Annotated in this window: 19 protein-coding genes; 8 read left to right on the top strand and 11 right to left on the bottom strand. The window is 55.2% G+C overall.

All coding sequences use genetic code 11. The annotated features are described in order from the left end of the window. Positions 1-481: 481 nt before the first annotated feature. Positions 482-1579 (bottom strand): NADH:flavin oxidoreductase/NADH oxidase, encoded by a 1098-nt coding sequence (locus CU103_RS04045; protein WP_106662670.1) that lies wholly within the window; start codon positions 1577-1579, stop codon positions 482-484. 110 nt (positions 1580-1689) lie between these two features. Between CU103_RS04045 and CU103_RS04040 the strand changes: the two genes are divergently transcribed. Together CU103_RS04040 and CU103_RS04035 are read left to right on the top strand one after the other, a co-directional pair. Then, positions 1690-1992 carry an ArsR/SmtB family transcription factor gene (locus CU103_RS04040; protein ID WP_106662669.1) on the top strand — a complete coding sequence of 101 codons (303 nt, stop codon included), beginning with the start codon at positions 1690-1692 and terminating at the stop codon, positions 1990-1992. Positions 1993-2481: 489 nt separating this feature from the next. Further along, positions 2482-4773, top strand: a complete 2292-nt coding sequence (locus tag CU103_RS04035; RefSeq protein WP_245448594.1) for a putative bifunctional diguanylate cyclase/phosphodiesterase — start codon at positions 2482-2484, stop codon at positions 4771-4773. A gap of 78 nt (positions 4774-4851) precedes the next feature. On the opposite strand, the gene CU103_RS04030 is transcribed toward CU103_RS04035, so the two are convergent. Beyond that, positions 4852-6669, bottom strand: a complete 1818-nt coding sequence (locus CU103_RS04030) for an acyl-CoA thioesterase (RefSeq protein WP_106662667.1) — start codon at positions 6667-6669, stop codon at positions 4852-4854. A 403-nt stretch (positions 6670-7072) separates the two neighbouring features. On the opposite strand from CU103_RS04030, the gene CU103_RS31000 reads away from it, so the two are divergent. Beyond that, the gene (locus tag CU103_RS31000) at positions 7073-7282 is read left to right on the top strand and encodes a hypothetical protein (protein WP_146147744.1); all 210 of its coding nucleotides are present in this window, start codon (positions 7073-7075) and stop codon (positions 7280-7282) included. A gap of 32 nt (positions 7283-7314) precedes the next feature. Here CU103_RS31000 and CU103_RS04025 read toward each other — a convergent pair whose 3' ends face one another. The 4 genes from CU103_RS04025 to CU103_RS04010 form a co-directional block, all read right to left on the bottom strand. Next, positions 7315-8115 (bottom strand): inositol monophosphatase family protein, encoded by an 801-nt coding sequence (locus tag CU103_RS04025; protein ID WP_106662666.1) that lies wholly within the window; start codon positions 8113-8115, stop codon positions 7315-7317. A gap of 28 nt (positions 8116-8143) precedes the next feature. After that, a complete protein-coding gene (locus CU103_RS04020) occupies positions 8144-9205 on the bottom strand; it encodes an ABC transporter ATP-binding protein (protein ID WP_106662665.1) in 1062 nt (353 codons plus the stop codon). Continuing rightward, on the bottom strand, positions 9202-11430 hold the full coding sequence (locus CU103_RS04015) for an ABC transporter permease (RefSeq protein ID WP_106662664.1): 2229 nt from the start codon (positions 11428-11430) through the stop codon (positions 9202-9204). Before CU103_RS04015 ends, CU103_RS04020 begins: the two co-directional genes overlap by 4 nt. 100 nt (positions 11431-11530) lie before the next feature. Next, a complete protein-coding gene (locus CU103_RS04010) occupies positions 11531-12559 on the bottom strand; it encodes an ABC transporter substrate-binding protein (protein WP_106662663.1) in 1029 nt (342 codons plus the stop codon). 202 nt (positions 12560-12761) lie between these two features. Here CU103_RS04010 and CU103_RS04005 point away from each other — a divergent pair, with 202 nt between their 5' ends. Next, positions 12762-13784: a LacI family DNA-binding transcriptional regulator gene (locus CU103_RS04005; RefSeq protein WP_425350559.1), complete on the top strand. Its 1023-nt coding sequence runs from the start codon at positions 12762-12764 to the stop codon at positions 13782-13784. Here CU103_RS04005 and CU103_RS04000 read toward each other — a convergent pair. Continuing rightward, positions 13774-15168, bottom strand: a complete 1395-nt coding sequence (locus tag CU103_RS04000) for a sensor domain-containing diguanylate cyclase (protein WP_162707289.1) — start codon at positions 15166-15168, stop codon at positions 13774-13776. The two genes, CU103_RS04005 and CU103_RS04000, sit on opposite strands and share 11 nt — an antisense overlap. Positions 15169-15353: 185 nt before the next feature. Between CU103_RS04000 and CU103_RS03995 the strand changes: the two genes are divergently transcribed. Then, positions 15354-15848, top strand: a complete 495-nt coding sequence (locus tag CU103_RS03995) for a cupin domain-containing protein (protein ID WP_106662661.1) — start codon at positions 15354-15356, stop codon at positions 15846-15848. 6 nt (positions 15849-15854) lie between these two features. On the opposite strand, the gene CU103_RS03990 is transcribed toward CU103_RS03995, so the two are convergent. After that, positions 15855-16361 carry a peptide deformylase gene (locus CU103_RS03990; protein ID WP_106662660.1) on the bottom strand — a complete coding sequence of 169 codons (507 nt, stop codon included), beginning with the start codon at positions 16359-16361 and terminating at the stop codon, positions 15855-15857. 170 nt (positions 16362-16531) lie between these two features. Between CU103_RS03990 and CU103_RS03985 the strand changes: the two genes are divergently transcribed. The 3 genes from CU103_RS03985 to CU103_RS03970 all read left to right on the top strand — a co-directional run bounded on the left by CU103_RS03985 (position 16532) and on the right by CU103_RS03970 (position 21292). Next, positions 16532-18721, top strand: a complete 2190-nt coding sequence (locus tag CU103_RS03985) for a sensor histidine kinase (protein ID WP_106662659.1) — start codon at positions 16532-16534, stop codon at positions 18719-18721. A gap of 474 nt (positions 18722-19195) precedes the next feature. Beyond that, entirely contained in the window at positions 19196-20773 is a 1578-nt protein-coding gene (locus tag CU103_RS03975; protein WP_245448592.1) for a PAS domain S-box protein, read from the top strand. A 120-nt stretch (positions 20774-20893) separates the two neighbouring features. After that, complete coding sequence (locus CU103_RS03970; protein WP_106662656.1) at positions 20894-21292, top strand: hypothetical protein; 399 nt, start codon at positions 20894-20896, stop codon at positions 21290-21292. Positions 21293-21372: 80 nt separating this feature from the next. Here CU103_RS03970 and CU103_RS03965 read toward each other — a convergent pair whose 3' ends face one another. From CU103_RS03965 to CU103_RS31730, 3 genes are all read right to left on the bottom strand, one after another. Then, a complete protein-coding gene (locus CU103_RS03965) occupies positions 21373-23580 on the bottom strand; it encodes a xanthine dehydrogenase family protein molybdopterin-binding subunit (RefSeq protein WP_106662655.1) in 2208 nt (735 codons plus the stop codon). Between the two features lie 4 nt (positions 23581-23584). Then, a complete protein-coding gene (locus CU103_RS03960) occupies positions 23585-24040 on the bottom strand; it encodes a (2Fe-2S)-binding protein (RefSeq protein WP_106662654.1) in 456 nt (151 codons plus the stop codon). 962 nt (positions 24041-25002) lie between these two features. Then, positions 25003-25901: DUF5677 domain-containing protein (locus tag CU103_RS31730; protein ID WP_210203708.1), on the bottom strand; the 899-nt coding region annotated here is incomplete at its 5' end.

Below are 25901 nucleotides of genomic sequence, written 5' to 3'. Positions count from 1 at the left end.
GCCCTGTTGTCTTTTTGCGACCGTCTATACAGACCATCCGAGATTTTCGATAGACCTTGACGACAGGCATGAACATTTCAACGCAGTTTGGGGCGACTTTTTGAGGTGAGAGAAGCGTTTCCACCTGTGAGCCAACTTAGGCAATGCCTTCGCAAACGACCACGCAAGGCATTCCATATTTCGGTGGATTGTGAAAACGCTATTCCAAAACAACCGCTTGCAACGCCAATGTTGCGTTCGTTGCGCAGCCCCTCGAACCACGCAATGAGTTTGGCGAGCACACAATTGCAACGACGGCAGAAGCAGATAGCGCCGTGCCAGCCGGTGTGACCGGGAGATTGGTCCCGACCGAGGCAAGGCCTTGCCGTCGAAGCGGAGGCGAACAATGCTGTCACCGGCCGTTTTGCATCACACCAGAAATGAAAAGAACCGGACTGGCAGGGGTGGGTGAAAGCCCACTCCTCACTCCAGAAATATAGATCTACGCCGCGCGGTACCGGTCGAGCCAATGGGCATAAGGCGCAGGGAGAACCCAAGCTGGATTCTCCACACCAAGTTCCTTTGCCGCCTTATAGGGCCAGTGCGGATCGTTGAGAAGCGGTCGCGCCAGCATGACCAGATCAACAGCGCCGTCACGCACCAGCCCATCCGCCTGCTGTGGTGTGCTGATGTACCATGATGTGGAAGCTGGAATGCCAGCTTCGCGGCGCACACGGGCTGCAACCGGCCCGAGGAAAGCTGGCCCCCAGGGGATACTCGCCTTGCCGAGCGAAAAGCCCATGCTCACGTCGATGAAATCGAGCCCGTTGGCTTTCAGCCGCTTGACGAGTTCAATCGCCTCCTGCAGCGTCTCCTCGTCATTGCCGTCAAATTCAATGACACCAAGGCGCATCGCCAGGGGCAGATTTTCGGGCCAGACTGCGCGCACCGCTTGCAAAGTCTCGATAATGAACCTGCTGCGGTTTTCAAAGCTGCCGCCATACTCATCGGTTCGATGGTTGGAATGTTGCGACAGGAAACTCTGCGCCAGGTAGCCATGTGCGAAATGCAATTCCAGCCACTGAAACCCGCTCGCCAGGGCGCGTCTCGCACTGTCGACAAACGCCAGCTTAACCCGCTCGATATCAGCCTTTGTCATTTCGTGCGGTACCTTCGAAAGGCCACCGCCATAGGCAATGGCCGATGGCGCGATCGTCTCCCACCCGCGTGGATCACCCTCTACGATATGGTCATCGCCTTCCCATGGCTTATTGGCACTCGCCTTACGCCCCGCATGGCCGATCTGTATTCCAGGCACTGCACCGGCATCCTTGATAAGCTGCACCGATGGCGCCAACGCAGCGGCCTGTTCGTCATTCCACAAACCAAGGCACCCCGGTGTAATACGGCCTTCCGGTGACACGGCCGTGGCTTCCACGACCAAGAGGCCTGCACCGCCACGCGCCAATGCGCCAAGATGGACACGGTGCCAGTCATTAATCATCCCATCGTGAGCCGAGTACTGGCACATGGGCGACACCGCGATTCTGTTGCGCAATGTCACATCCTTCAAGGTGAAGGGTTCGAAAAGAGAAGCCATATATGATCACTCCAATGTTGGATCCGTAGGGGAACTCAACTTCAATATTTTGATAGTTCGATATTATTCGAACAATAGCAATACACGAAAACTTGTGCTATGATTTGGGAATGAGACAGTTCCGGCATCCCCCGACCTCCGAGATCCAACTTGAATCGGTGCTGTACGCCTTGAGCGACCCGGTGCGCCTTTCGATTGTTCGTAAATTGGCGCTCGAAGGAGAAGCAACCTGTGCTGCACTCGATGGCGGGCGGCCAAAGTCAAGTATGTCCCATCATTTCCGCGTGCTGCGCGAGTCAGGCATTGTAAAAACCCGCAACGACGGTACTTCCCATATGAACGAGTTACGCAGGAGCGATCTGGAAGAGGCATTCCCCGGCCTGCTGACAGCTGTACTCGCCGTACCAAATTGAACGTCTGGCGCAACGGCCTGCTGATACCGGACTGCAGCACATAGCACAGGGCAGGCTTCCGAGCCGTTTTTTACCGATCGCTCTTTTGATCGACGAGATACACCAAATATACTATCAAAGGTCGTAATTTGTGCGGAGCAGGTTGCAGAAAGCAATTAAACAAATATACATAAATATATTTGAATAAAAGAATGCGATTTCTTGAAAAATTACTACAAACAGGTGCCTTCAATTCACGAAAGCCATTTTATATATATCAAATATAATCAGCGTTGATTTCAACTGGCTTAAATGTAGAAAAATCATCTTAACCAAAAAGCGACAACGCACCATAAAGACATTGGTAACTATTAAAAAAAATGCTAAGTATATTAACCAATGCCGAACGTAAAAAAACTAACATGGGGAAAGATGAACTCACGATTCTGAGGGCTTTGCGTGCCGTTGTCCAATTTTCATACATTTGACGCGATCCGATCGATGTTCGGAATGCGCGGGGCGATAAACCCGGCGGTCAAACGCCGTGTCTATGCCGAGCAGATGGATGTTGCGCTCAGACTGGCGCCGTTTACTGTCCTCGTGGCGATGTGTGTCATGTTCGTCGTCGCTTTCGTTTTTTGGGATCTCGGCCCGCGCCCCTATCTTGCCGGCGTTACGACGGTGGTCACACTGATGACTGCCGGCTCGCTTTTTGCCTGCTGGCAATGGTACAAGGTCCCCAAGATCAAGGAACTCGGCTTTGATGCAATCAAGTATTTGATTATCGTATCATCGCTCTATGGCATTTGCCTTGCCAGCATTCCCTTGATGCTGTTTCTCGATGCCGACGCTTATCACAGGCTTCTCATCGCTTGTACAGCAGCGGGTTTGATGGCAACCGGGATAGGCGTTGCGGTTGTTCCGCTCGCGGCCATCGCCTATTCGGGCACAATCATCACCGGTTCATTTTTCGCTCTTGCCTCGACCGGTGAGGATTTCTTTCTTTTCATAGCAATTCTACTTGCCTTCTATGCCCTCTTCATACTGTTCACCATCGTACATATGAGCAATCTCATTGTCATGCGTACGCTGGACCAGATCAAGGTGGAACAGCAAAAGGAGGTCATCAGCCTGCTGCTATACGACTTCGAAGAAAACGCCAGCGACTGGATATGGGAAACCGACGCTGACCTGAAACTCCAGCACACATCGCCGCGTTTGGCGCAGATTGCCGCGAAGACGACGAAAGAGCTACAGGGTATGCCCTTTGCCCAACTGTTCAAGGTCGATCAGTCCCACGCCGAGGAAGCGGTCAAGGTTGGTTCCATCTGGCAGGCTATCGAAAACCGCACAACGTTCCGCAATCACATCCTCCCTATCAACATCAAGGGAGAGACACGCTGGTGGTCCCTGACCGGCAAGGCGATCTTTGACAATGCGGGGCAGTTCGTCGGTTATCGCGGCGTCGGTTCGGATGTAACCTCGGCGAAGCAATCCGATGACCAATTATCCTATCTTGCCCGCTACGACGTGCTTACGGACCTGCCGAACCGTACACTATTCACCGACCAGCTCGGCCAGGCCACCAAGGACCTGGAGAAGGGCCTGCGCAGCTTTGCTGTTTTCTGTATAGATCTCGATGAATTCAAGACGGTCAATGATAGCTTCGGCCACGGTATCGGCGACCAACTGCTCAAGCAGGTTGCCGATCGGCTGCGCGGCAGCTCACCCGCAACCTACACAGTCGCACGCTTGTCCGGCGACGAATTTGCTATTCTGGCGCGCGGTGCCGATCAAGCAGCGGCAACCGAGCTTGCCGAGCAATTGGTCCAGAGCATTTCACAGCCGTTCTGGATCGATGGTATCCAGATCAACATCCATATCAGCGTCGGCATTGCAATCGCTCCGACCGACAGCGTCAACGACATTATGCGCTGCGCGGACCTCGCGCTCTATCGTACCAAGAACGAGGGCCGCAACAGCTTCCGCTTCTATGAGGTCGAAATGGATGCGCGCATCGAGGCAAAGCGTGCATTGGCAATGGATTTGCGGGGAGCGCTGGCCCGGCAGGAATTTATCCTGCACTTCCAGCCCATCGTTTCCGCGCAGACGCTGAAAACCGTCGGCTTTGAAACCCTGCTTCGCTGGAAACATCCGGTACACGGTTTCATTTCACCGACCATCTTTATTCCGATCGCTGAAGAAACCGGCAATATCATTCCTCTTGGCGAATGGATCATTCAAGAAGCGTGCCGTACCGCCGTCTCGTGGCCGCAGGACATCCATGTTGCGATCAACATATCTGCAATCCAATTCCGGCACTCCGATCTTGCATCGATTGTCCGCGATGCCCTGACGAAAAACAAATTGAAACCGAACCGTCTGGAACTCGAGATCACGGAATCAGTGTTCCTCGAGGCCAATGTTGCGGCAATCTCTCTGCTCCGCCAGTTCCGCGCCATGGGCGTCAGCATTGCACTGGACGATTTTGGGACGGGTTATTCGAGCTTGAGTTATTTGCGCAAGATGCCGTTCGACAAGATCAAGATCGACCAGTCTTTCGTCCGTGATCTGCCCCACAATCGGGGGAGCCTCGCGATCATCCGCGCTGTTATGGGCCTCGGCGCCAGCATGGGCATGAAGATTACCGCAGAGGGTGTAGAGACCCGCGAACAGCTCGCCTGCCTGCAGAAGGAAGGTTGCGATCAGGTGCAGGGCTTCCTGTTCAGCCCTGCCGAGCCTGTTGAAAAGACCTTCGAACTCCTGGCATTTGACAGCGAGCGCTATCAGGTCGCCAGCTAGAGCAAAAGTTTGTCCATATGAAGCCAGGTCTGGATCCCGGACGACTCGTCAATCAGCTGAAATGGCCGGTGGAATACCTCAAGCCTGACGTTTCGCAGCATCCTGGATAGGTGGCCGGTAGCTCGGAGACAGGCGGGAATCTTTGGGCCAATAGGGAAGAAAGCCCTTGATTACCTCGCCCGGAATGTCGAGCGGAGTGTAATTTTCCCGATCCACGAACATCAACGACTGCTCGCCGTGCCCAAGCAGGCCTTGCGCCGAGCTATGAATTTCGTGCTGCAACGTGACGAATTTGCGGTTGTGCCGCGCGATCTTGATCCGCACGCTGATCTGTTCAAATTCTTTCGACTCGCGTCGATAGTCGTGAGAGAACGACCGGGTAAGGATATAGAACCGCGTTGTGGCGAGGTCGAAATCCGGCATGCAGACATTGAAGAACAGTTCGCGCGCCTTGCCCACCCAACGGACATAATTGGCGAAATAAACGTTGCCGACCGAATTGGTGTCGTCATAGGTCGGTACCAACTGCATGACGAACCACTCTCCGTCGAAGCCATGTGACGGCGACATATCCTCGCCGCCAGACACACCCGTCAATGGTGATGGCGTCATCATTCGGAAAGGCTGGTCGACGATCTCGACTGGTATCGCTTTCGAGGCCGGGCCAACCAACTCAATGATAGCCGGCAATGCGCCAATCAATCCTATGAACGGCGAGATGAACAGGAAACCCGGTATTGGCTGGATATATCCGATTACAAATATCAGCGCGGAACCGCAGCCGATCATGAAGCTCAGCACTGGATCGAATTTCGGCCTGGCGCCCAGCGCTTCACAGACCAGATTGGCTGAAGCGCTGACAAACAATGTCGCAAAAGGCATCATGAAATACATCAATGAAAAGTTCGCTGGAACCGCAGTGAAGGCAACCCAGACAGCGCCAAATAGAAGCCATAGGGGCGATGAGGCCACACCGTCAGGGATCAGGGCGAGAAGCGGACTGTTACTGCGTAGATTCTTACCCTTGAGGAACCACGACGTTGCGCAATAAAAGCTGTCCACGGTTGAAGCGAGGGCAATGACCGTCCAGACCACAAAGGCAACTGCGAGATATGGCTGCCCGTTTTCTGCAGCGAGCACAGTGGCTGCAGAAACGGCACCCTGGGCGCTGGGCAGCCCATCGATCGAAAGAATGCTGCCGATCGGGCCGACGGCGGAGGCTGTCAAGGCGTTCAGAAATAGAAACCCGAAGAACAGCAATGCACCAACCCCATATGCAAGGCCCACGTTACCGCCTTCGCGCTTGATGGTGACGGCCCGTTGCCAATGCTGAATGTCGAGCCAGGGCCCAAGCAGAAAGCCAATAAGCGTGGGCATGACCAGGCCATAGAAGCGACTGTCGAATTGATGAAGCGGCACCCCCGGATAATCCGACGTCTGGCGCAACCCAATGAGCAAGACGATGCCAGCGGCGACACCAACTACGGTATAGGCAATGTGCAATAATTTTATTTGTTGCAATGACAGCGCATGCCCGATGGCGCAGGCAAACAAGAGCAACAGGGCAACACCGACCGGAGAGCCCTCGCCGACAATCGGCTGCCAAAGATAAGCTACAAAGCCGAAGATGGTGACAACTAGCGCGGCCATCTGGAAGAGCAGGAATACACCCGCGTAACGGCCTTCAATTTCCTTGATGATCTGATCCGGAGGGCGCTTGGTGCGGCCAAGAATATAGCCGAACAGCCATAGACCCGCGACATTGGCGATGGCAAAGCCGAAAAAGCCGAGCCACCCATAAGTCAACGTGACATGGATAGAATAGAAGAACCCCAACCCCCACAGCCAAGATAAGCCTATTGTTGGCGCCCACAAAAGATTCCGCACGACCGTCATGACTATCCAGCTTTAAAGAAACTCTGCTCTACAGCATCATACTTTAGTCGATGTTATTCGCTGAAATAAGTCAATGATTTGCATTTGCCACGAGAGCGGGAAATTGACATTTTTTTGCGTGACAAGCTCTCGCGCGATACCTGACCCGCTGGCGGGCGATCCCTCAATTTTACCAGTTCGTCAGCGCAGGTATTTTCCCACGCCCTAATAGAGCGACAGTGTTCACTGGGCCGACAGGGCCTGCCTCGCTTCAACGTGCGGTTTTCGTCAGCTTAGTCACAAGGGATCTAGTTGGCCGCCTCACTCATCACTCGTGCCACTCCAACTGATTAGCCTCCGATTGATTGCGAGGTACCGGCGTCAGTCGTAAAATAGCTTAATGGGTAAAAATGTGGTGGGGGCCATGAAAAGAACTCGAGGCTACTATGATTATGAAGGGAGGCACACGCGGTTATTCTTGATCAAAGTGTGCGATTACGGCGTTGCGGTTCTTTTCGTGGCCGGCGTTCTCTATTCAACCTATCTCGATATCGAGGGACGGTTTCAGCCGAGCGATACGAAACTATTGTCGGCCAGGCACGCGACGGTCGACGGCGAAACGGCTGTCGAATAGCCGCCTGCGCCAGCAGTCTAATTGGTTCGACCCTAAAGGCCTGCTATTGCGCGCAGATCGCTTACAGCACCTTCCGCAGCAGCGAGCACCGGCGATCCTCGCGTAAGGCCATCACCCTTGACAGGAAATGGATGATGCCAGCCGCCGGCTTCCTTGACCAGGCAGTAGCCCGCCATGCAATCCCAGGCATGCATATATGGTTCGTAGTAGCCGACCAGCCGCCCGGCCGCGACATAAGCCAGCATTAACGCGCCGGAACCATTGCGAATGAAATTGCCGCCGGCATCGAGCAGTTTTTCAACAATCGCTGCCACTGTTGCCGGTGTCACATGATTGTTGGCGCCAATGCCGGTCACTGCGTTGCGGATGTTACGGCTCGCATCAAGCTTCAGGGCCTTGCCGTTCAATGCGGCACCCATGCCCTTGGCTGCCGCGTAGAGTTCATCGTTGCACGGCACATAGATGACGCCGATGGCTATTTCCTCTCCATGCAAGGCTGCGATGGAAACACACCACGTCGGCATGCCGTTGACAAAGGGGCTAGTGCCGTCAATCGGATCGATAACCCACGTATAATCGGACGTACCTGAGCTGACGCCATATTCTTCGCCAAGAATGGCATCGCCCGGAAATGCCACGGCGATTCGCGTCCGGATGAGATCCTCCACTTCGCGATCGGCGATTGAGACAACATCGTGCGGATCGGCCTTGGTCTCGATGACCAGCCGTTCACGTGCATTGAAATGGGCAAGAGCCACGGCCCCGGCCTCGGTTGCCATTTTCTGAGCCAGGGCGAAGCGATCCTGAAGATCAGCAGCGGCATGCGATGTCATGTTCGTTCCTTCGGTATGGATACAGGCGTCAATTGTTGATGATGGCGATGCCACGATGATGAAAGCCGATGCTGACATTCGTGGCAGGCGCAAGGTTCCTGTCGACGGCTGGATCCACGACAAAGAGTGTGCCCGCCTCCGTTTCGACTTCATATTCCACGTGATCGCCGAGATAGGCGGCATGCCGGATGCTTCCGGGAAAAGCGCCGGCTTCAGCCGCCTCGAGCGTAATCGCGTTGGGCCTGACGGCGAGCTTGGCCGGTCCCGGCCGCGCGCTTCGCCCGGGAACCGAATGTTCGAGCCTGCCAACGCGGATGATCGCCTGCCCGCCATCACTTCGCAGCACTTCACAGGGAACCACATTGGCCTCACCGATAAAGTCGGCGATGAAGGATGACGCGGGTGCTTCGTAGAGTTCGCGCGGTGAGCCCTGCTGGGCAACAACACCGTCCTGCATGACTATGATCCTGTCCGACACCGCAAGCGCCTCTTCCTGGTCATGGGTGACATAGACGGCCGTGAAACCGAGGCGCTGCTGCAGCTCACGGATTTCCGTTCGCACGCGGCGCCGCAGGCGAGCATCAAGATTGGAGAGGGGTTCGTCAAGCAAGAGCACCTGCGGTTCGAGCACCAGTGCGCGGGCAACGGCGACACGCTGCTGCTGGCCACCGGAGAGCTCGGCGGGCAGCCTTTGGCCATAACCGGCAAGACCAACCTGCTTCAGCCCCTCCTCTGCCCGTTCACGCGCCTCATTCTTTTTCATCTTCGATGATTCGAGCCCATAGGCAACGTTCTCAAGCACCGACATATGGGGGAACAAGGCGTAGGACTGAAATACCATCGAGACATCACGTTCGTTCGCGGGAAGCATGGTAACGTCCTTGCCGCCAATGAGAATGCGTCCCGAACTCGGATGCTCGAGACCGGCCAGCATGCGAAGGGTCGTCGTTTTGCCGCAGCCTGATGGACCGAGTAAGGTCACAAGCGTACCAGGTTCGATATCCAGGGTCAGATCGTGAATGGCCGTGAAGGTTCCGAACTGCTTTTTGACATTGGCGAAAACAACAGAACCGGTGCGATGGGTTGTCATGATACGGCCTTCTCTTGAGGTGCGGCAGACGGAACGAAGGCGGTCGCAACGCGGTTCTCGCGGCGCAACTTCCTCTCGCCCACCAGTAGCTGGAAGCAGGTGATGATGACGATCATGACGACAATCAGCATTGACGAGTAGGCCACGGCAACGCCGTATTCGCCGTTCTCGACAAGGCCGACGATATAGGAAGTCGCCATATTGTACTCCGCGCTGACCAGAAATATGACAGCGCTGATCGAGGTGATGGCACGGACGAATGAATAGACCAGCGCAGCCACGATCGCGGGGCGAAGCAAGGGCAAAATGACTTTGCGGATCGTGCGGAAACTGGTCGCCCGCAAAGTCAATGACGCCTCGTCCAGACTCTTGTCGAGCTGGCTCATCGCCGCCACGCCGCCGCGCACGCCAACCGGCATGTTGCGGAAGACAAAACAGGCAATCAAGATCAGCGCGGTACCGGTCATCTCCAGCGGCGGCAAATTGAACGCCATGATGTAGCTGATGCCAATAACTGTGCCGGGTATCGCAAAGCTCATCATCAGCGCGAACTCGAACACATTGCGTCCGACGAAGCGCTGACGAACGATCAAATAGGCTGTGAGCAGTCCGACTGCTGCTGTGAGCGGTGCCGAAATCAGCGCGATTTTGATGGTTGTCCAGAAGGAATTCCACGCAACCCCTGTCCAGGCAACCACGCCATTATCAAAGCTGAACGAGAATGCGCGCTGATAATGCTCGAACGTGAGCGTGTTATCGAGACCCCACGTCCGGACAAAGCCGCCGACGAAGATCATGCCGTAGATGACCAGCGTGAACAGGATCCATGGAATGACGATGGCATGCACACCTATTGAAAGCGATCGGGGCAAGGCGATATGTGCCCCCGAATCGCCCTTGCCGGTTACGGTCGCAAAGCTCTTGCCGCCGAGCCACAAACGCTGCGCAAGGAATGCGGAAAGCGTGAAGAACAGCAGGATAATCGCCAGCACGGCGGCACGCGACGGATCATTTTGCGAGCCCACAACAGCGAAGAAGATTTCTGTCGAAAGCACCCCGTGGCTGCCGCCGAGCACCAGCGGATTGCCGAAGTCCGCCATGCTCTCGATGAATCCGATCAAAAAAGCATTGGCCAGCCCGGGTTTCATCAAGGGCAGTGAAATCTTCCAGAATGTGCGCCAGCGGTCTGCGCGCAGCGTTTGCGACGCTTCTTCCATGGATGGACTGACACCCTCGACGACACCGATCAGCACCAGGAATGAGATGGGCGTGAACGAGAGAACCTGTGCAATCCAGATGCCCGTGAGGCCATAGAGCCAGCGGCCGGGCTCGATGCCGAAGAGGTTGGAAAGCTGCTGTGTCACCACACCGGCGCGGCCAAAGAGCAGGATGAGCGCGAGGCCGATGACGAAAGGCGGCGTGATGATCGGCAGGATCGTCAGAAGTCGCAAACCCTTCTTGAATGGAAAGCGTGTACGTGTCGCGACCAGTGCGAAACATAGACCAAGTAACGTAGAGCTAAAGGCCGCAAGTATCGCCAGAAGCAGGGTCCGCCAGGCAATCCCGCAACGATTGCCACCGATGACACAATCCAGGCTCCAGATCGATGGATCCTGAATGTTGCGGACAAATCCGGAGGGATCGAACGAACCGTCGAAGGTCTGGAAGGCCCCGACAAACATGCTACCGACCGGATAGAACACAAAAATGCTGACGAGGACAACAAGCAGAGCGATCGAGGCAACCACGAAGGCATCGCCCCTGAGCGCGCCGCGCTCGGCGAGGCCAAAGGAAAACAACAAGACAAAGGACAACGCAACCAGCCCTGCCCCCGCCCCCATGGATGATTGACCATCCGCAAGCGGTCCGAAAAGACTTTCGCTGATCGTCCACGTCCAGCCGCTGAAACCGACCGCGAGACCTTGCAAAACAAGGAAGATGAGACCGGCCCCACCTGCAGTGATCAGCATATTTGAACGCAATGGCGAGACCTTGAAGGCTCGAGCGCATAGGCCGACAATGAAGAGCAGCGCCAAGACCGCCAAGGTCCAGCGGCCATATTCGAAGATTTGCGCCAAGCCAGGCGCTTCTTCCGGCCCTGTCGGGAAATTGCCCAGCCAACCGAGATTAAAAAAGCCACTTTCGATTCTGTACCAGGGCACGAGAGTGAACCCGGCAAGCCCGATACCAAGAGCAATGTTCAGTCTCCGGTCGCTACGTTCCATCACGCCACTTGCCGCCTTGATTCATGAAAGATAGTTGCCTGCGCTGACTATATGTCCGGACGGTCGGTCCGGACATATAAGCGTCAGAAGCGCGGAGGGATCAGTTGGCGCTTGCGCCAATTTCCTTGTCCCAGCGATCTAGCAACTGCTTGCGCTTGGCCGGGTCGCCATAGGTCTTGAAGTCGTAGTCGATCAACTTTATGTCTTCGAACCTCGGCGCTTCCGGCGGAACCGTCGCAGACTTGTTCGAAGGTAGCTGGAAGGATTTTGCTTCCTTCATGTGCGATTGCACTTCGGCAGTCAGCGCCCAGTCGTACCATTTCTTCGCGGCATCAAGATTGCGAGCGCCTTTAATGATCGACATAGAACCGATTTCATATCCCGTGCCTTCGCAAGGAGCGACGGCCTTTACAGGGAAGCCTTCGGCAATCTGCGCGACGGCGTCATGCATAAAGACAATACCGAGCGCCGTTTCTCCGCGTGCAGCAGCCTTCACCGGCGCCGATCCGGACTTGGTATATTGCGAGACGTTGGCATTGAGCTGCTTCAGGTAGTCAAAAGCCTTGTCTTCGCCCATTATCTGCACAAGGGACGCCAACGCCGTGTAGGCCGTGCCAGATGAATTCGGGTTGGCGATCTGGATTTCACCCTTGAAGGATGGATCGATCAAGTCCGCCCAGCATTTTGCTTCCTTCAGGCCCTTAGTCTTGACGATCTCTGTGTTGTAGCCCCAGCCAAGCGCACCGGCATAAACGCCAACCGTCTTGTATCCAGCACTCTCTGCCTGCTTCTTCGCCCAATCCTGCAACTGGTCGAGCATGGGCGACTTGTATTCCTGTGTCAGTCCTTCGGATGCGGCCTGCAAATGCGGATCACCCGTACCAGCCCACCAGATATCGGTTTTCGGGTTGCGTGCCTCAGCTCGGATCTTGGCGTAGGTTTCGCCCGATGACAGACGCACCATATTAACCTGAATGCCGGTTTCTTTCTCGAACATGCCCTTCATCAACTCACAGATGACGACATCGGCCGAGCAGATCAAATTGAGATTGTCCGCAGCGCGCACTTCGGTTGGCATCATCTGAAGACCAACGGCAAAAGCGGCAGCGATTGCGAATACAGAACGCATGATTTTCCTCCCTGAAAAAGCGGCACCTCCATGCCGCACGCCTTTTTGCAAGCGTGTGCAAAGATTTCACATGCTGAGACAGGCTGTCAAGCTGAATGACTGCTCGATGCGCGAATATTTGAGGCCTAATGCGGGATTGCAAGCCCACGCAATCGCGTGCAAGATGATAGAAGGGAGAGCGCTAATCGGTGGGATCAGGCAATTGAACAAATCATTCGTCAGCGCCGATGATGTTGCGAAGCGGGCCGGCGTTTCCCGGTCGGCAGTGTCGCGCACGTTTACGCCCGGCGCCAGCGTATCGGATGAAACGCGTCAGCGCGTCATGGCGGCCGCGCAAGCGCTTGGCTATCATGTCAATCAGTTGGCGCGCGGTTTGATGCGCAGCGAAAGCGGTATTGTCTGCCTCGTCGTATCGGAGATGGATACGCCCTACCGCGCCCGGTTGGTACGCGCCCTCACCCACGAATTGCAGCGGGCCGGCAAGATTTCGATGCTGATCAACACGGATCGATCGGATGGCAGCGTCGATGCGGCGTTGCGACAGACCCTGCATTACCGCGCCGACGCCTCCATTCTCTTGTCTGGGCTACCGGACAAAGCAATCACAAAACTCTGTCTCGACAGTGGACAGCGCATTGTTCTGATCAACAGGGATGACGAGATCGACGGGCCTTTCCGCATCAATCTTGATGACGGCCATGCCGCGAGAGTGACAGTAAGTGCATTTTTACGCGCCGGTTGCCGCCACCTTGCTCTCGCCAACTCAGCGGTTGGCACCCCGAGCCTGATGGCTCGCGAACGAGGCTTCGTTGCTGCCGCGGCGGAATTCGGCCTTGATGTGACGGTCGTTCGACATGGCAACACAGTCTATGAGAGCGGCCGCAAGATTGCCCAAACCTTGTTTGCTGAACCAAAGCAACCAGATGCGGTATTCTGCGTCAATGACCTCATGGCGTTTGGACTGATGGACGGAGCACGTCATGATTTCGGGCTGCGGATTCCGGAAGACGTCTGCGTGGTCGGTTTTGATGATATCGAGCAGGCAGCATGGGCATCGTATGCGCTCACGACGTTTTCCCAGCCGGTCGACGAAATCGTGAAAAACAGTATTGCATGGCTCGCAAACCATGGAGGAGAATCGCAACCAGAAGTCCGGTCGATCAACCTGCATGCACCCATGATTTGGAGGAAGTCGATACGCGGCATGCAACGGCCTATCTCGTGAAGGCACCCCAAACACTCAGCCTGCCACGTCCATTGCGTTTCGATTCGTAAAGCGCACTGTCAGCCAGATTCAGAAGGTCGTCGGGGCCGGGAACGGCCACACGGTGAGCTTCGTCAAGGACCGCCATGCCGATGCTGACGGAAACCTTCCCGCTTGGACTGGCGCCGTGCTCAAGCTGCATGGCGGAAATTGCTTCAAGCATTCGACCACCAATATCGGCGGCCCGTTCTGTTGCAATGCTGGGCAGGAGTGCCGCAAATTCTTCACCGCCAAACCGTGCAACAGATCCCCCGCTATCCTTGACTACCTTGTTCAAGGCGCGTCCCACCTGCACGAGACATTTGTCCCCAGCCAGATGCCCGTAGAAATCATTATAAGCCTTGAAATGGTCGATATCGACCATCAGTACCGCCAGGGTATCTGCATTTTCGATGGCACGCACGAACTCCCGTTTCAGCAGATGGCTGAACTTCCGGCGATTGGGCAGATTGGTCAGATGATCCCGTTCCGACTGGTTCTTTAGCTTGCGGTTGGCTTCCAGCAATTTCTGCTCGAGTTCCAGCCGCAACTGTACCGTCGTTGAGAGCTGTTCCTCGACACGCTTCTGCGCGCTGATATCGACACTTGTCGCCAGGAGCCGCAACGGTGAACCGTCGGGGCCATATTCAACGACCTTACCACGGCTTAGTATCCATGCGTTGCCGCCGGCGCCGCGCGGCACACGGTATATCGCTTCAAAATGTGACGTGCGACCACTGACGGCATCCTCAAACGCTTGAATCGCGTGGGCCTTGTCATCAGGGTGCACGATATCCCAGGCAACGCTTTCTGAATCTGCGCCGTTCGGGTCAAGGCCGAGCAGTATGCGGTATTGCGGCGAACGCCACACGCGCATCGTCGCAATATTCAAGTCCCATATCCACTGGCCAGCACTTTCGAGCGCATAGGCCGTACGCTGCTCGGTTTCCCACAGCTTCTCGGCCATTTTTCTCATATTCGTGATGTTGGTGTAGGCGACGGAAATACCAGCGAACTCGCCCAGATCATTCATCACTGGTGCCGCAGAAACCATGAATGTATCTTCGCAATGTTCGATCTGTTGATCGGGAATGGCAAGTCCAGCGAGAGCCGCTTCCAATCCCTTGCGCAGAAGAGGCGCATGGTCAGGTACAATGTCTTCGATGCGCTGACACAGCGCCAACTCACTTGCAATTCCAAGCATGCGTGACAACTGATCGTTGATTGTCACGAAGACTCCGTGGCGATTGATGTAGCAAAGGCCCACGGGAACCTTGTCATAGACCGCCTCGATCTGAAGCAGGCGATCACCACCGCGCTCATTCCCGGCATTGAACGGTGATTTTCGCGATTTACTGATTGGCATCACCCAGCGTTCCAGACAACTGCGGAAACACCCGCAGCTGACACACATTGGCGAGCGAAGAGTTAGATCGTCAAGGTAAATACTCCGAGGTGAGGTTAATTAATCGTCATTAAAAGCCAGTCTGGTCGAGCGTCGCAATCTTGATTAGATTGACGTCGATACTTGGAAAGAAACAGGAGATAACCTTGTCCAACAATCATCCCCACGATGGTGGCCAAGATCGTCAGCAACCTATCGACTGGCGTAAGCACGGTGTGAAGGTAATTCCGGGCGATTCACTTGATCCGAACACGGCACAGACACCGGGCATGAATCGCGCAACTGCGATCAACCGTGCCCGGGCAGGCGCCGAGAAAATCTGGGCCGGCACCGTGGTGATCCATGCCAATGCCAAGACCGGTGCGCATCACCATGGCGACCTGGAAAGCATTATCTATGTGGTGAAGGGCCGCGCTCGCATGCGCTGGGGCGAGAGGCTGGAATTTGTCGCGGAAGCTGGCCCCGGCGACTTCATTTTCGTACCGCCCTACGTACCGCACCAAGAGATCAACGCCAGCCCGGACGAAGCACTGGAATGTGTCCTTGTCCGCTCCGGTCAGGAACCGGTTGTCGTCAATCTCGATATCGAACCTGTGGAAAAGCCGGAAGGCGTCCCCTGGAAAGACCCGATTCACCGCTGAACAGCCCTACGCTTTCTGGATGCGCTGCAACTTTTCGAAGCGCTTGATCACGCGATCACGCTTCAATTTCGACAGGCGATGTATCCAGAACAGGCCATCCAGCTGATCGATTTCATGTTGCAGGCAAGCTGACAAAAGGCCGCTCGCCTCCTCGGTGTGTAAAACACCTGAAAGATCCTGGTAGCGGACGCGTATTGATATGGGTCGCTCCAGTTCATTCGAGACGCCCGGCATAGCAATGCTTCCCTCCTCGTGCCGGGTAAATTCATCGGAGGCCCATTCTATTTCGGGATTGGCATAGAACCGGGCGCCGGCATTCGGGTCCAGTTCAATGATGACAAGCCGTTTCAGGACGCCAATGTGCGGAGCGGTAATACCAATTCCGGGAGCAGCACGCATTGTCTCAAGGAGATCTTGTGCCAGCATTTGCAGGCCACCGTCGAACTCGGTGACAGGCTTGGCATGCGATCGCAGACCTGGATGGGGAAACTTAAGTATGGTGCGGATTGTCATAAGGTTCTCCGTAGGCAGCCGTGGCACATCGGCAACGCGCCCATTCTTCCTGTTGCCTCAAAGTGTGCTGGTTATGCAAGCTTGCTTTACAAGCGGCGCCACGACCGATAATCGACAACAGAACTATGTGATCCGCTCCGAACGATCGGGGGATCCAACGAGGCGAATGGATGCCCGCCAGCAAGACTGTAGTGAAACCGCAGGTTCTGCCGAAAGGCGCGTTGGTGATGACGCTCCTGGTTTTGGCGACAACGATCGTCTCGTTCATCGTCATGATGGGCATCACCAACGTATCACCGACAAAGCAAACGACCCAGCTCATCATCGCTGCCAATGCCATTTCCATTCTGGTGCTGGTCTATTTGTCCTACGCGACGCTGAAAAAACTGCTCCTGTTCAAAAGCAAGGAAAAGCACAACGACCTGCATACCAACATCGCGATCATCTTTGCTCTGATTGCATCGATCCCGTCGATTATTGTTGCGTGTTTTTCGCTCATTGTCCTGGACAACCGGCTGAACTCATGGATCAAACCGGAGAATAACCAGATCATCGACATGTCGATCAAGGCAGCGCAATCCTACATGGAGGACAACGTACAGAGCCTGTTGACGACAACACTTTCCATGGCGATAGACCTGGATCAGAGGCGACTTCTCTACAGTCTCGACCGGGGCGCATTCTCGGATTGGCTGACATACGATGCCGGCCGCAATAATTTGCTGGGCGCATCGTTGGTCAAGTCGACCGGCGAGGTTGTCGTCAGAGCAGAACTCTTCGTAGATCATTCATTGCCCGCAGTGCCCTTGGAAGCGCTGAAAGGTGCGGCCGGAGACAAGCCTGTGCTGATACCGCCCGGGGACACAAATCTTGTCGGCGCCGTAGTCAAGACACAGGCCTTGCCAGACCTGTATCTTTATACAATCCGTGCGGTGGATTCCTCTGCGCTCGACAATATGCGCGTCATGACGGACAACAACACTGAGTATCAATCGCTGGCAAACAACCGTTCCAATACGCAGATCGCCTACGCGCTGCTTTACATCGAGCTCACATTGCTGTTGCTGCTCACCGCAGTGTGGACGGGTATTGCGGTCGCCAATCGCGTCGTTCAACCGATCCGGATGCTGATCGGCGCAGCAGAGGACGTAGCCACCGGCAATTTCGACGTCTCCGTCCCCGTGCGCGGATCGGATGGTGACATTGGTTCGCTCTCGCAAACGTTCAACAACATGGTAGAGCAGCTGAAAACTCAGCACAGCGACCTCATCTCGGCCAAGGATGAGATCGACGAGCGGAGGCGGTTTACAGAAGCAGTCCTGTCCGGCGTGACGGCTGGGGTCATCAGCGTCAATTCGCAAGGCAATATCGCCGGGCTCAATCGTCCGGCCGAACAGATGTTGTCAATTGACGGCCTGCAGGCAGCCAGCAAGAACCTTGTCCAGATTTTACCTGAGATCGGTGCGGTATTCGTGGCTGCACGCGAGAACGGCCGGTCTTCCAGCCGCAAACAGATCAGCATCACACGCGGTGGCATCGCACGATCTTTCAATGTCCAGATCACCCGGGAAGACGCTGACACCAAGAACACGTCCTATGTGGTCACAGTCGACGACATTACCGACCTGGTAGCCGCCCATCGCTCATCTGCATGGGCCGATGTGGCCCGCAGGATTGCCCATGAGATCAAAAACCCATTGACGCCGATACAGCTGTCCGCCGAACGCATCCGGCGCCGCTATGGCAAGGTCATTGTCGAAGATCGAGAGGTTTTCGACCAGTGCACCGAGACCATCATCCGGCAGGTCGGCGATATCGGCCGCATGGTGGACGAGTTCTCCGAATTTGCTCGCATGCCAAAGCCCCAGCTGGCAGCGACGGACATCCGCGACGTATTGCGCGATGCGTCCTTCCTCGTCGAAATAAGCAAAAACCGGATCAAGTTTGAACACGATATTGCCAATGAACCGCTTCTAGGAAATTTCGATAGCCGCCTGCTTGGTCAGGCCTTCGGCAATATCATAAAGAATGCTTCGGAATCCATTGATGCGGTATTAGAGACCGGTCAGATCACGGCAGGCTTTATTCTCATCCGCGCCACTGCCGCTGGCCAATCGATCATTGTCGAAGTTCTTGATAATGGCAAAGGATTGCCGTCCGAAAACCGTCACCAGTTACTTGAGCCCTATGTAACGACACGCGAAAAGGGAACGGGTCTCGGCCTCGCGATCGTCAAGAAAATCGTCGAGGATCATGGCGGGCATCTTGAAATGCTCGATGCACCGGAAAGTTTCCACGGCGGTCGTGGTGCCTTGGTGCGGATGGTTTTTCCAAGGCTGTTGGACGCCGCCACGAGCTGAACCGACAGTATCACATTCCTTTCAATTGCTATCAAAATGTGATGACCATCCGCTCGGTTCAAATTGAACGACTAAATTGAAAGCGCTATAATCCTTACACTGAAACTGGAGTGACAGGATTAGACCTTCTGACCTTCCAGCGACAGTTTATGAATCACGACAACTTATGAAAACAGCTGGAAACTAAAATCAGCGACGGATGTTCGTGATTTTTGAGAACGGGCCGGTGCAACCGGCTATGCTCAGGAGGAGTCAGGCGATGATGCGGCATACGAAAGAAAACGGCGATATCTCCAACTGGATGACATGCTCGATGATTTTGTTTGGCGCGCTTGCAGTTGCAGCTGTCGTCTTCGCAATTTGATTGGTTCGCACGCCGGGTCTATAGAACTCAAGCATACTGGCGCTCAAGCGATACGCTGAATATATTGCAGGCTGGATTCCTTGCGAAACCGGCCTGCAATTGCATTTCAAGTGCTTTCATCGAAAAGCGCCACCCCTTCAACCTCCGGCGACCGACAATGTGCATGCGCAAGGAATGGAACCAAGTACGTCGCAAACAGTTTAACGGCAATACTCGGAATCTTGTTGCAACCAGCGACTCCTGGTTTTGACCGACAACAAGAAGAGAATTGCCGTTGGATTGGGGAAATTGTGGACGTTCCGCAAAGTTCATTTGCATCTTCGCTAGCAGCTTTGCATGGCATGGACAACAATAGCCGTGACACGATCATCATGGATCTCCCCGCTGCGGTCTATACCACCAATAAATCTGGAATTATTACTTTTTACAACAAAGCTGCAGCTGAACTTTGGGGGCGAAAACCTCAAATAGGCGAGGATGAGTGGTGCGGGTCGTGGAAATTGTACTGGCCCGACGGAACACCCATGCGGCACGATGAATGCCCAATGGCCGTGACCCTTCGTGAACAACGGGAGGTTCGCGGGACAGAGGCAATCGCTGAAAGGCCCGACGGCAGCCGCATTACTTTTCTGCCCTGTCCGGTCTTGCTGCGCAACAAGCGGGGCGAAATCGTCGGTGCATTGAATATGCTGCTCGATGTAAGCGACCGGCAGCGAGACGAAATTGCCACGCAACGACTTGCTGCAATCGTTGAATCATCAGACGATGCGATCATCAGCAAGGACCTCACCGGAATTGTTCGCAGCTGGAACAAGGGTGCCGAACGGATATTCGGCTACACGGCGGACGAAATGATTGGCCGTTCCATCACCCTGCTAATCCCGCCTGAGCGCTTGAATGAAGAACCAAGCATTGTCGAGCGCATCCGCAGGGGAGAAAGAATCGACCATTATGAAACAATACGCCAACGCAAGGACGGCGATCGTATCCACATTTCGTTGACAGTGTCGCCGGTAAAAAACTCGTCTGGCCGCGTCATTGGTGCCTCAAAAATTGCGCGCGACATTACCGAAAAGAAAGAGAACGAAGAACGGATTTTGATGCTCATGCGGGAGGTGAACCATCGCGTGAAGAACCAATACGCCGTGATCCTGTCCATGATCCGCGAGACAGGCAACCGCACCGGTGATGCTCCTGAATTTGAGCAGCAAGTTCGTGAAAGGATTATGGCGCTCGCACGGTCACACGACTTGCTGGTGCATGTCGCATGGCGCGGGGCGACGATTTCAGATCTGCTTTTGGCACAGATCAGGCCATTCGGTGACGAAGCGAATATCACGATGTCAGGTCCAACGATCACGCTTCAACCCAATGCAGTCCAATACCTTGGAATCGCTTTCCATGAACTGGCGATAAATTCGGCCAAGTACGGCGTTTTTTCGGCAGAATCCGGACACATTACCGTCGACTGGTTCGTTGGCGATGGAGGCAGGAGTTTCTATTTAGCCTGGACCGAGTCTGGCGGACCTGCCGTCAAATTGGGACGCAACAATGGATTTGGCAAAGTTGTCCTCGAACGCGTAACACCGCTGTCACTTGGCGGCGAAGGCACGCTGGAGCAAAGTGCCAATCGCATTGTTTGGACCGTACGCGCACCGATGGAAAATATTGAAGCACCCCATACCTGATATCCATCAAAAACGTATTGAATCTGATTATTTTTGCTTAGATGTGCCTGCTAGAAAGACATTGGACACGCGTGTATTCTCCGCCACATCACTAAATCGCAGTTCGGAGGGGAACCGCAAATGCCACAGATTTCTCAGCTGTTTTTCAAAACAGCAATCATATGGCTGATCATAGGCCTGATTGTGGGCCTGCAGATGGGAATGTCGGGAAACCACACCACGATAGCAGCCCATGCCCATGTCAACCTTCTCGGCTGGGTATCGAGTGCCATTTTTGGAGGGTACTATGCTCTCAATCCTTCCAAGGCAAACAAGCGGCTGGCAATGGTCCATTACGCAATGTACACATTTGGCTTGTTGGTCATGCTGCCCGCCCTATACTTCATGGAACTCGGCAACACCCAGTTAGAGCCCCTTGTCGGCATAGGCTCGCTTATCACCTTCGCGGGCGCACTTGTGTTCGCAGCCGTAATATTTTCCAAGGAAGTCGTGGGGGTTCGAGAAGCCAGACAGGCATGAATTCGCCAAGCTGCCGAGCATGAAAAACTGGAGCCCATGTCCGTGACACAGGGCCCCAGCGCCACTTGATTTGGAACCGGTCAGGCTTCCTTCTTCAAAACGCCGGGATCAATCGGAAGGGTCCTGACGCGTTTACCGGTGGCTGCGAAGATCGCATTCGTCACCGCCGCACTGACAGCCGCCGTTGCTACTTCGCCTATGCCGCCGGGTGCATCGGCGCTCTTGATCATGTGCGTTTCGACCACCGGCACCTCATCGATCCGCATCGGCAAATAGGTATCGAAATTGCCTTGCTCGACCCGCCCGTCCTTGAGCGTGATCGCACCGTGCAAGACCGCCGTCAGACCGAAAATCGTTCCGCCCTGCATCTGCGCTTCGATCGTGTCCGGATTGACGACCAAGCCGCAATCGACAGCACAAACGACCCGATTGACCTTGACCGATCCATCAGCAGCGACCTCCACCTCCGCCACCTGCGCGATATAGGTACCAAAGGCAAACTGCACCGAGACGCCACGGCCATGACCTTCAGGCATCTTTGTTCCCCAGCCCGACTTCTCAGCCGCGAGGTTCAGGACACCGAGCGCCCGCGGATTGTGCCCGAGCAGCGCCTTTCGGTAGGCGACGGGATCCTGCTTTGCCGCATGTGCAAGTTCGTCCATAAAGCTTTCGACGACGAATATATTGTGTGTTGGGCCAACGCCGCGCCAGAAGGCAGTCGGAATGCCGGCAGGTTCGACCCGCACATAGTCGACATGGATGTTTGGCAGGGCATAGGGTGGCTCGGCAGCACCCTCAACAGCATCGAAGTCGAGTCCATCCTTGAACAGCGGCGGGATATAGCGTGCAATGATCGAAGAACCTGAGACGCGGTGCGTCCAGGCTACGGGTTTGCCATCTGCATCCAGCCCTGCGGAGAGCCGATCGTAGTAATAGGGGCGATACATATCGTGCTGGATATCTTCCTCACGGCTCCAGACGACCTTGACCGGGCCATCCACCTGCTTGGCAACCTTGACGGCATGGACAATACCGTCAGTTTCGAGGCGCCGCCCAAAACCGCCGCCGAGCAAGCGATTATGTACCTTCACCTTCTCGATAGGTAAGTTGGTGAGCTTGGAAGCCGCCGCCTGGGCAAGTGTCGGTACCTGGGTGCCAACCCAGATGTCACAGCTGTCCTTCTGCACATGTACGGTACAATTCATCGGCTCCATCGTCGCATGAGCAAGGAAAGGCAATTGATAGATGGCATCTATTCGTTGTGCCGCACCGGCGAGCGCCTTTTCGACGTCACCTTCATTGCGTGCAACGGCACCAGGCTGCCTTGACGCTTCGTCAAGCTGCTTGATGAGGTCAGCGCTGCTGACCGTGGCATTTGGACCATCGTCCCATTGGATGGCCGCCGCCGCCAATCCTTTCTTGGCCGCTCCCGTATGATCGGCAATGACGGCAACCGCCTCGTCCGTCCTGACCACCTGATGTACGCCCTTGACGGCAAGCGCTGCCGCGTCATCCACTGTTTTGGGCTTGCCGCCAAAAACGGGCGAGATGGCGATCGCCGCGACCTTCATTCCCGGCACCTTGATGTCGATGCCGAACTCAGCACGGCCGTCCACTTTTATGGATGTGTCCAGCCGCTTGGCCCTGGTGCCGATTAGGGTGAAATCCTTCGGATCCTTCAGCGCCACGCTGTCGGCGGCCGGTACTGGCAGCTTGGCCGCCTCCTCCGCCAATTCCCCATAGCCAAGGTGTAGTGAGCCCGACGCATCGGAAACAACGCCCTTTCTGGCCTGACAGGTCGCAGGATCGACGTTCCATTTCTTGGCCGCAGCCGTAATCAGAAGGTTGCGAGCGACCGCACCTGCCTGACGCAATGGCGTCCAAAACGCGCGGATCGTCGTTGAGGCACCCGTCGTCTGGCTTTGGAGTATCGGATTGGCGTAGAGGGCATCATTGGCAGGGGCATGCTGCAGCAACACCTGGTCAAGGTCGACTTCCAACTCTTCTGCAAGGAGCATGGCCATGGAGGTATAGACACCCTGGCCCATTTCAGCCATCGGCATGACCAGCGTCACGACTCCCTTGGGATCGATGCGGATGAAGGCATTAGGTTCGAATGGCGCTATTACCTCAGCTTCGGTCACTTGCGCCGCAGTTGCGGCAAACACTGTTTTGCTGCCCATGCCGGTCATGGCGAAGCCCAATAGCAAGCCGCCACCTTGCAGGAAGGCACGGCGCGAGGTCTTGTTCTGCCCGAGAATGGGAACGTTCAAATCGATTGTGTTCATGACCTCAGGCCTCCGCTGCTTGCTTGATGGCAGCGCGAATGCGCTGATAGGTGCCGCAACGACAGACATTTCCGGCCATTGCACCGTCAATATCGGCATCGGTCGGCTTCGGCGTATCGGTCAAGAGTGCTGCGGCCGACATGAGCTGTCCCGACTGGCAATAGCCGCACTGCACCACTTCCAGATCGAGCCAGGCCCTCTGCAGAGCCTTTCCCTGCGGCGTTTCGCCGATAGCCTCGATCGTGGTGACCGCACTGTCACCGATACTGTCGATCGTGGTGACGCAGGAACGTGTCGCCACGCCGTCAATATGAACGGTACAGGCGCCACACAATGCGGCTCCGCAGCCGAATTTGGTGCCGTTCATGCCGAGCACATCTCGCAGCACCCACAGCAAGGGGGTGTCATCATCGACGTCGACGCTGTGAGCAGTTCCATTGATCTTGATGGTATGGGCCATGGCTTCCTCGAGGGTGGCTGGGGCGGAATGATGAGGATTGGGCACATGACACGAGACACCAAACGACCGGTCGATTTCTTGCCCTACTCCTGGATGTGTCCTTGCTATTGCTGGTGACGTGGATGGACTGGCGCAACAGGCGGATGTTTGAGATTACGGCTGGGGGAGAGCTTTTATAATACCGTCAACGCTTAAAGGGCCTTGAAGTGAATGGTTCATAATGGAGAAATATATCGCCTGTGACGGAACATCATTGCTCACAGGTGTTGGAACTTGAAGGCGTTCAAAGGGTTTAGTGTTGAGTGGGTTGTTATCGGGAGTCCGGTATGCGGCGCGAGGACATTTATATAACGGATGATCTTGACGAAGATGATGACGATGCGTGGCCGCACCATCGATCATATTTTCTTTACAGCTGCATCTTCGCCGCCGGTGTCGCAATCGCTTTCGGCTTGAGCTGGCTTCTTTGAGCTTCAGACAGTGAATCAGCGGCTTCCTCGTCCGGAGGATGCGCCGCTGAAGGATATCTCGATCAAATTCGCAGTGCGTTTACATTCCCAAAATTTCGCTTTGTCCAACGCTGGTGAGCGCCCGTCTCGAGCGTCACGCCGGCGCGATTGGGGCCGCCGATCTCGCAACCGCACGACCGCGATGGCTTCTATGACAAATTGGAAGCCGATATGGCTGCGGGACCAAGTGTATTCGTCCTAGCCTCCAATAATTGAGCTGGGCGGCGGTCAATGCCGAGAGTCCGATCCGATACGGGACCGTGCTTCAGATGTAGAACCTCCTGCTCAACATCATGGTGTGGCAGTCCATGGCGCGTGCTAGAGAAATGGTGGGCCCGGAGGAAACCCAAACCGCATTGATTTCATTGAATAAATGTTGGTCCGCCCTTCCCAAAGTTCCCGATGTGTCCCGATACGTTCCGATGGCCCAACGTTGGCCAACGGAAATATGTTTCAGATTTCTGGCCACTGCTTACCGGCGAGATAGGCTTCGTGAGCGTTAGAGGCCAATGTGGCACGATGGCTTAGGTCCGAAAGCGGCTCGCCAAAAATTGCTTCCCATTGCTCACCGCACATGAAGCTAAAATAAATGGCCAGCGTTTCGATTATCAAAGTGCTCAAGCCAAAAAGGACCTGTGGTCGCGGATGATGCCAATCAAGCTTCGGGGTAAACCCACTTTCCTCGTCCCACTCCACATGGTTTGAATATATCTCATGCCAGTTGCCGTGGACACCATGGGATGGACCACCAAAAGCGCCGAGATAGATGCCCCCTAGCCCCACCGCCTCGGCCTTATCGAAGAGGTTCTTGCCTCCCCAAGGTCCCTTCTGGCTTATATCAACATCATCCAAGGGCACCCCTGCTGCAGTAGCAGCCCTTTCGATAGATTTGAGCATTCTGTCTTCGATTGGAAGCATGATGCCGTTGCGGGCATCGATGTTTGCCAATACCCGGTCTCTCAACTTCCGCTCATGGCGCAGCGAGTATTTCACATATTCGTCGATTAGCTGCGGCTCGAAATGCTCGATCATGTAACGAATATTTACCAACGTCTCGAACACTAGCCTCGCGAATATGAATGCGGCCTCCTGTCGCCGCTGGGTAGTCTGATCTAGAACGGTGTGAACTAATTTATAGAGCCGAACCATGTTGCCGCAGATCGCAGCTCGATCTCGGTCCCAAACAGGACTATCCCCCAACGTCGAAGCGGCGACACAGACATAGTGGCCTGCTGCCGGTTTCATAGACACTGAGTTAAGGTGTTCTGCGTGAAACCGGAGAGTATGAATGCAAAGACGAAAGTTCAGCCGCGAATACAAGCTTGAAGCGGTGAAGCTGGTGAAGGAGCGTG

Origin of the sequence: Phyllobacterium sophorae, from assembly GCF_003010965.1 — a bacterium.
Lineage (GTDB): Bacteria > Pseudomonadota > Alphaproteobacteria > Rhizobiales > Rhizobiaceae > Phyllobacterium > Phyllobacterium sophorae.
The sequence above is the reverse complement of the archived record's forward strand: the minus strand, read 5'-3'. Positions and strand labels throughout refer to the sequence as shown.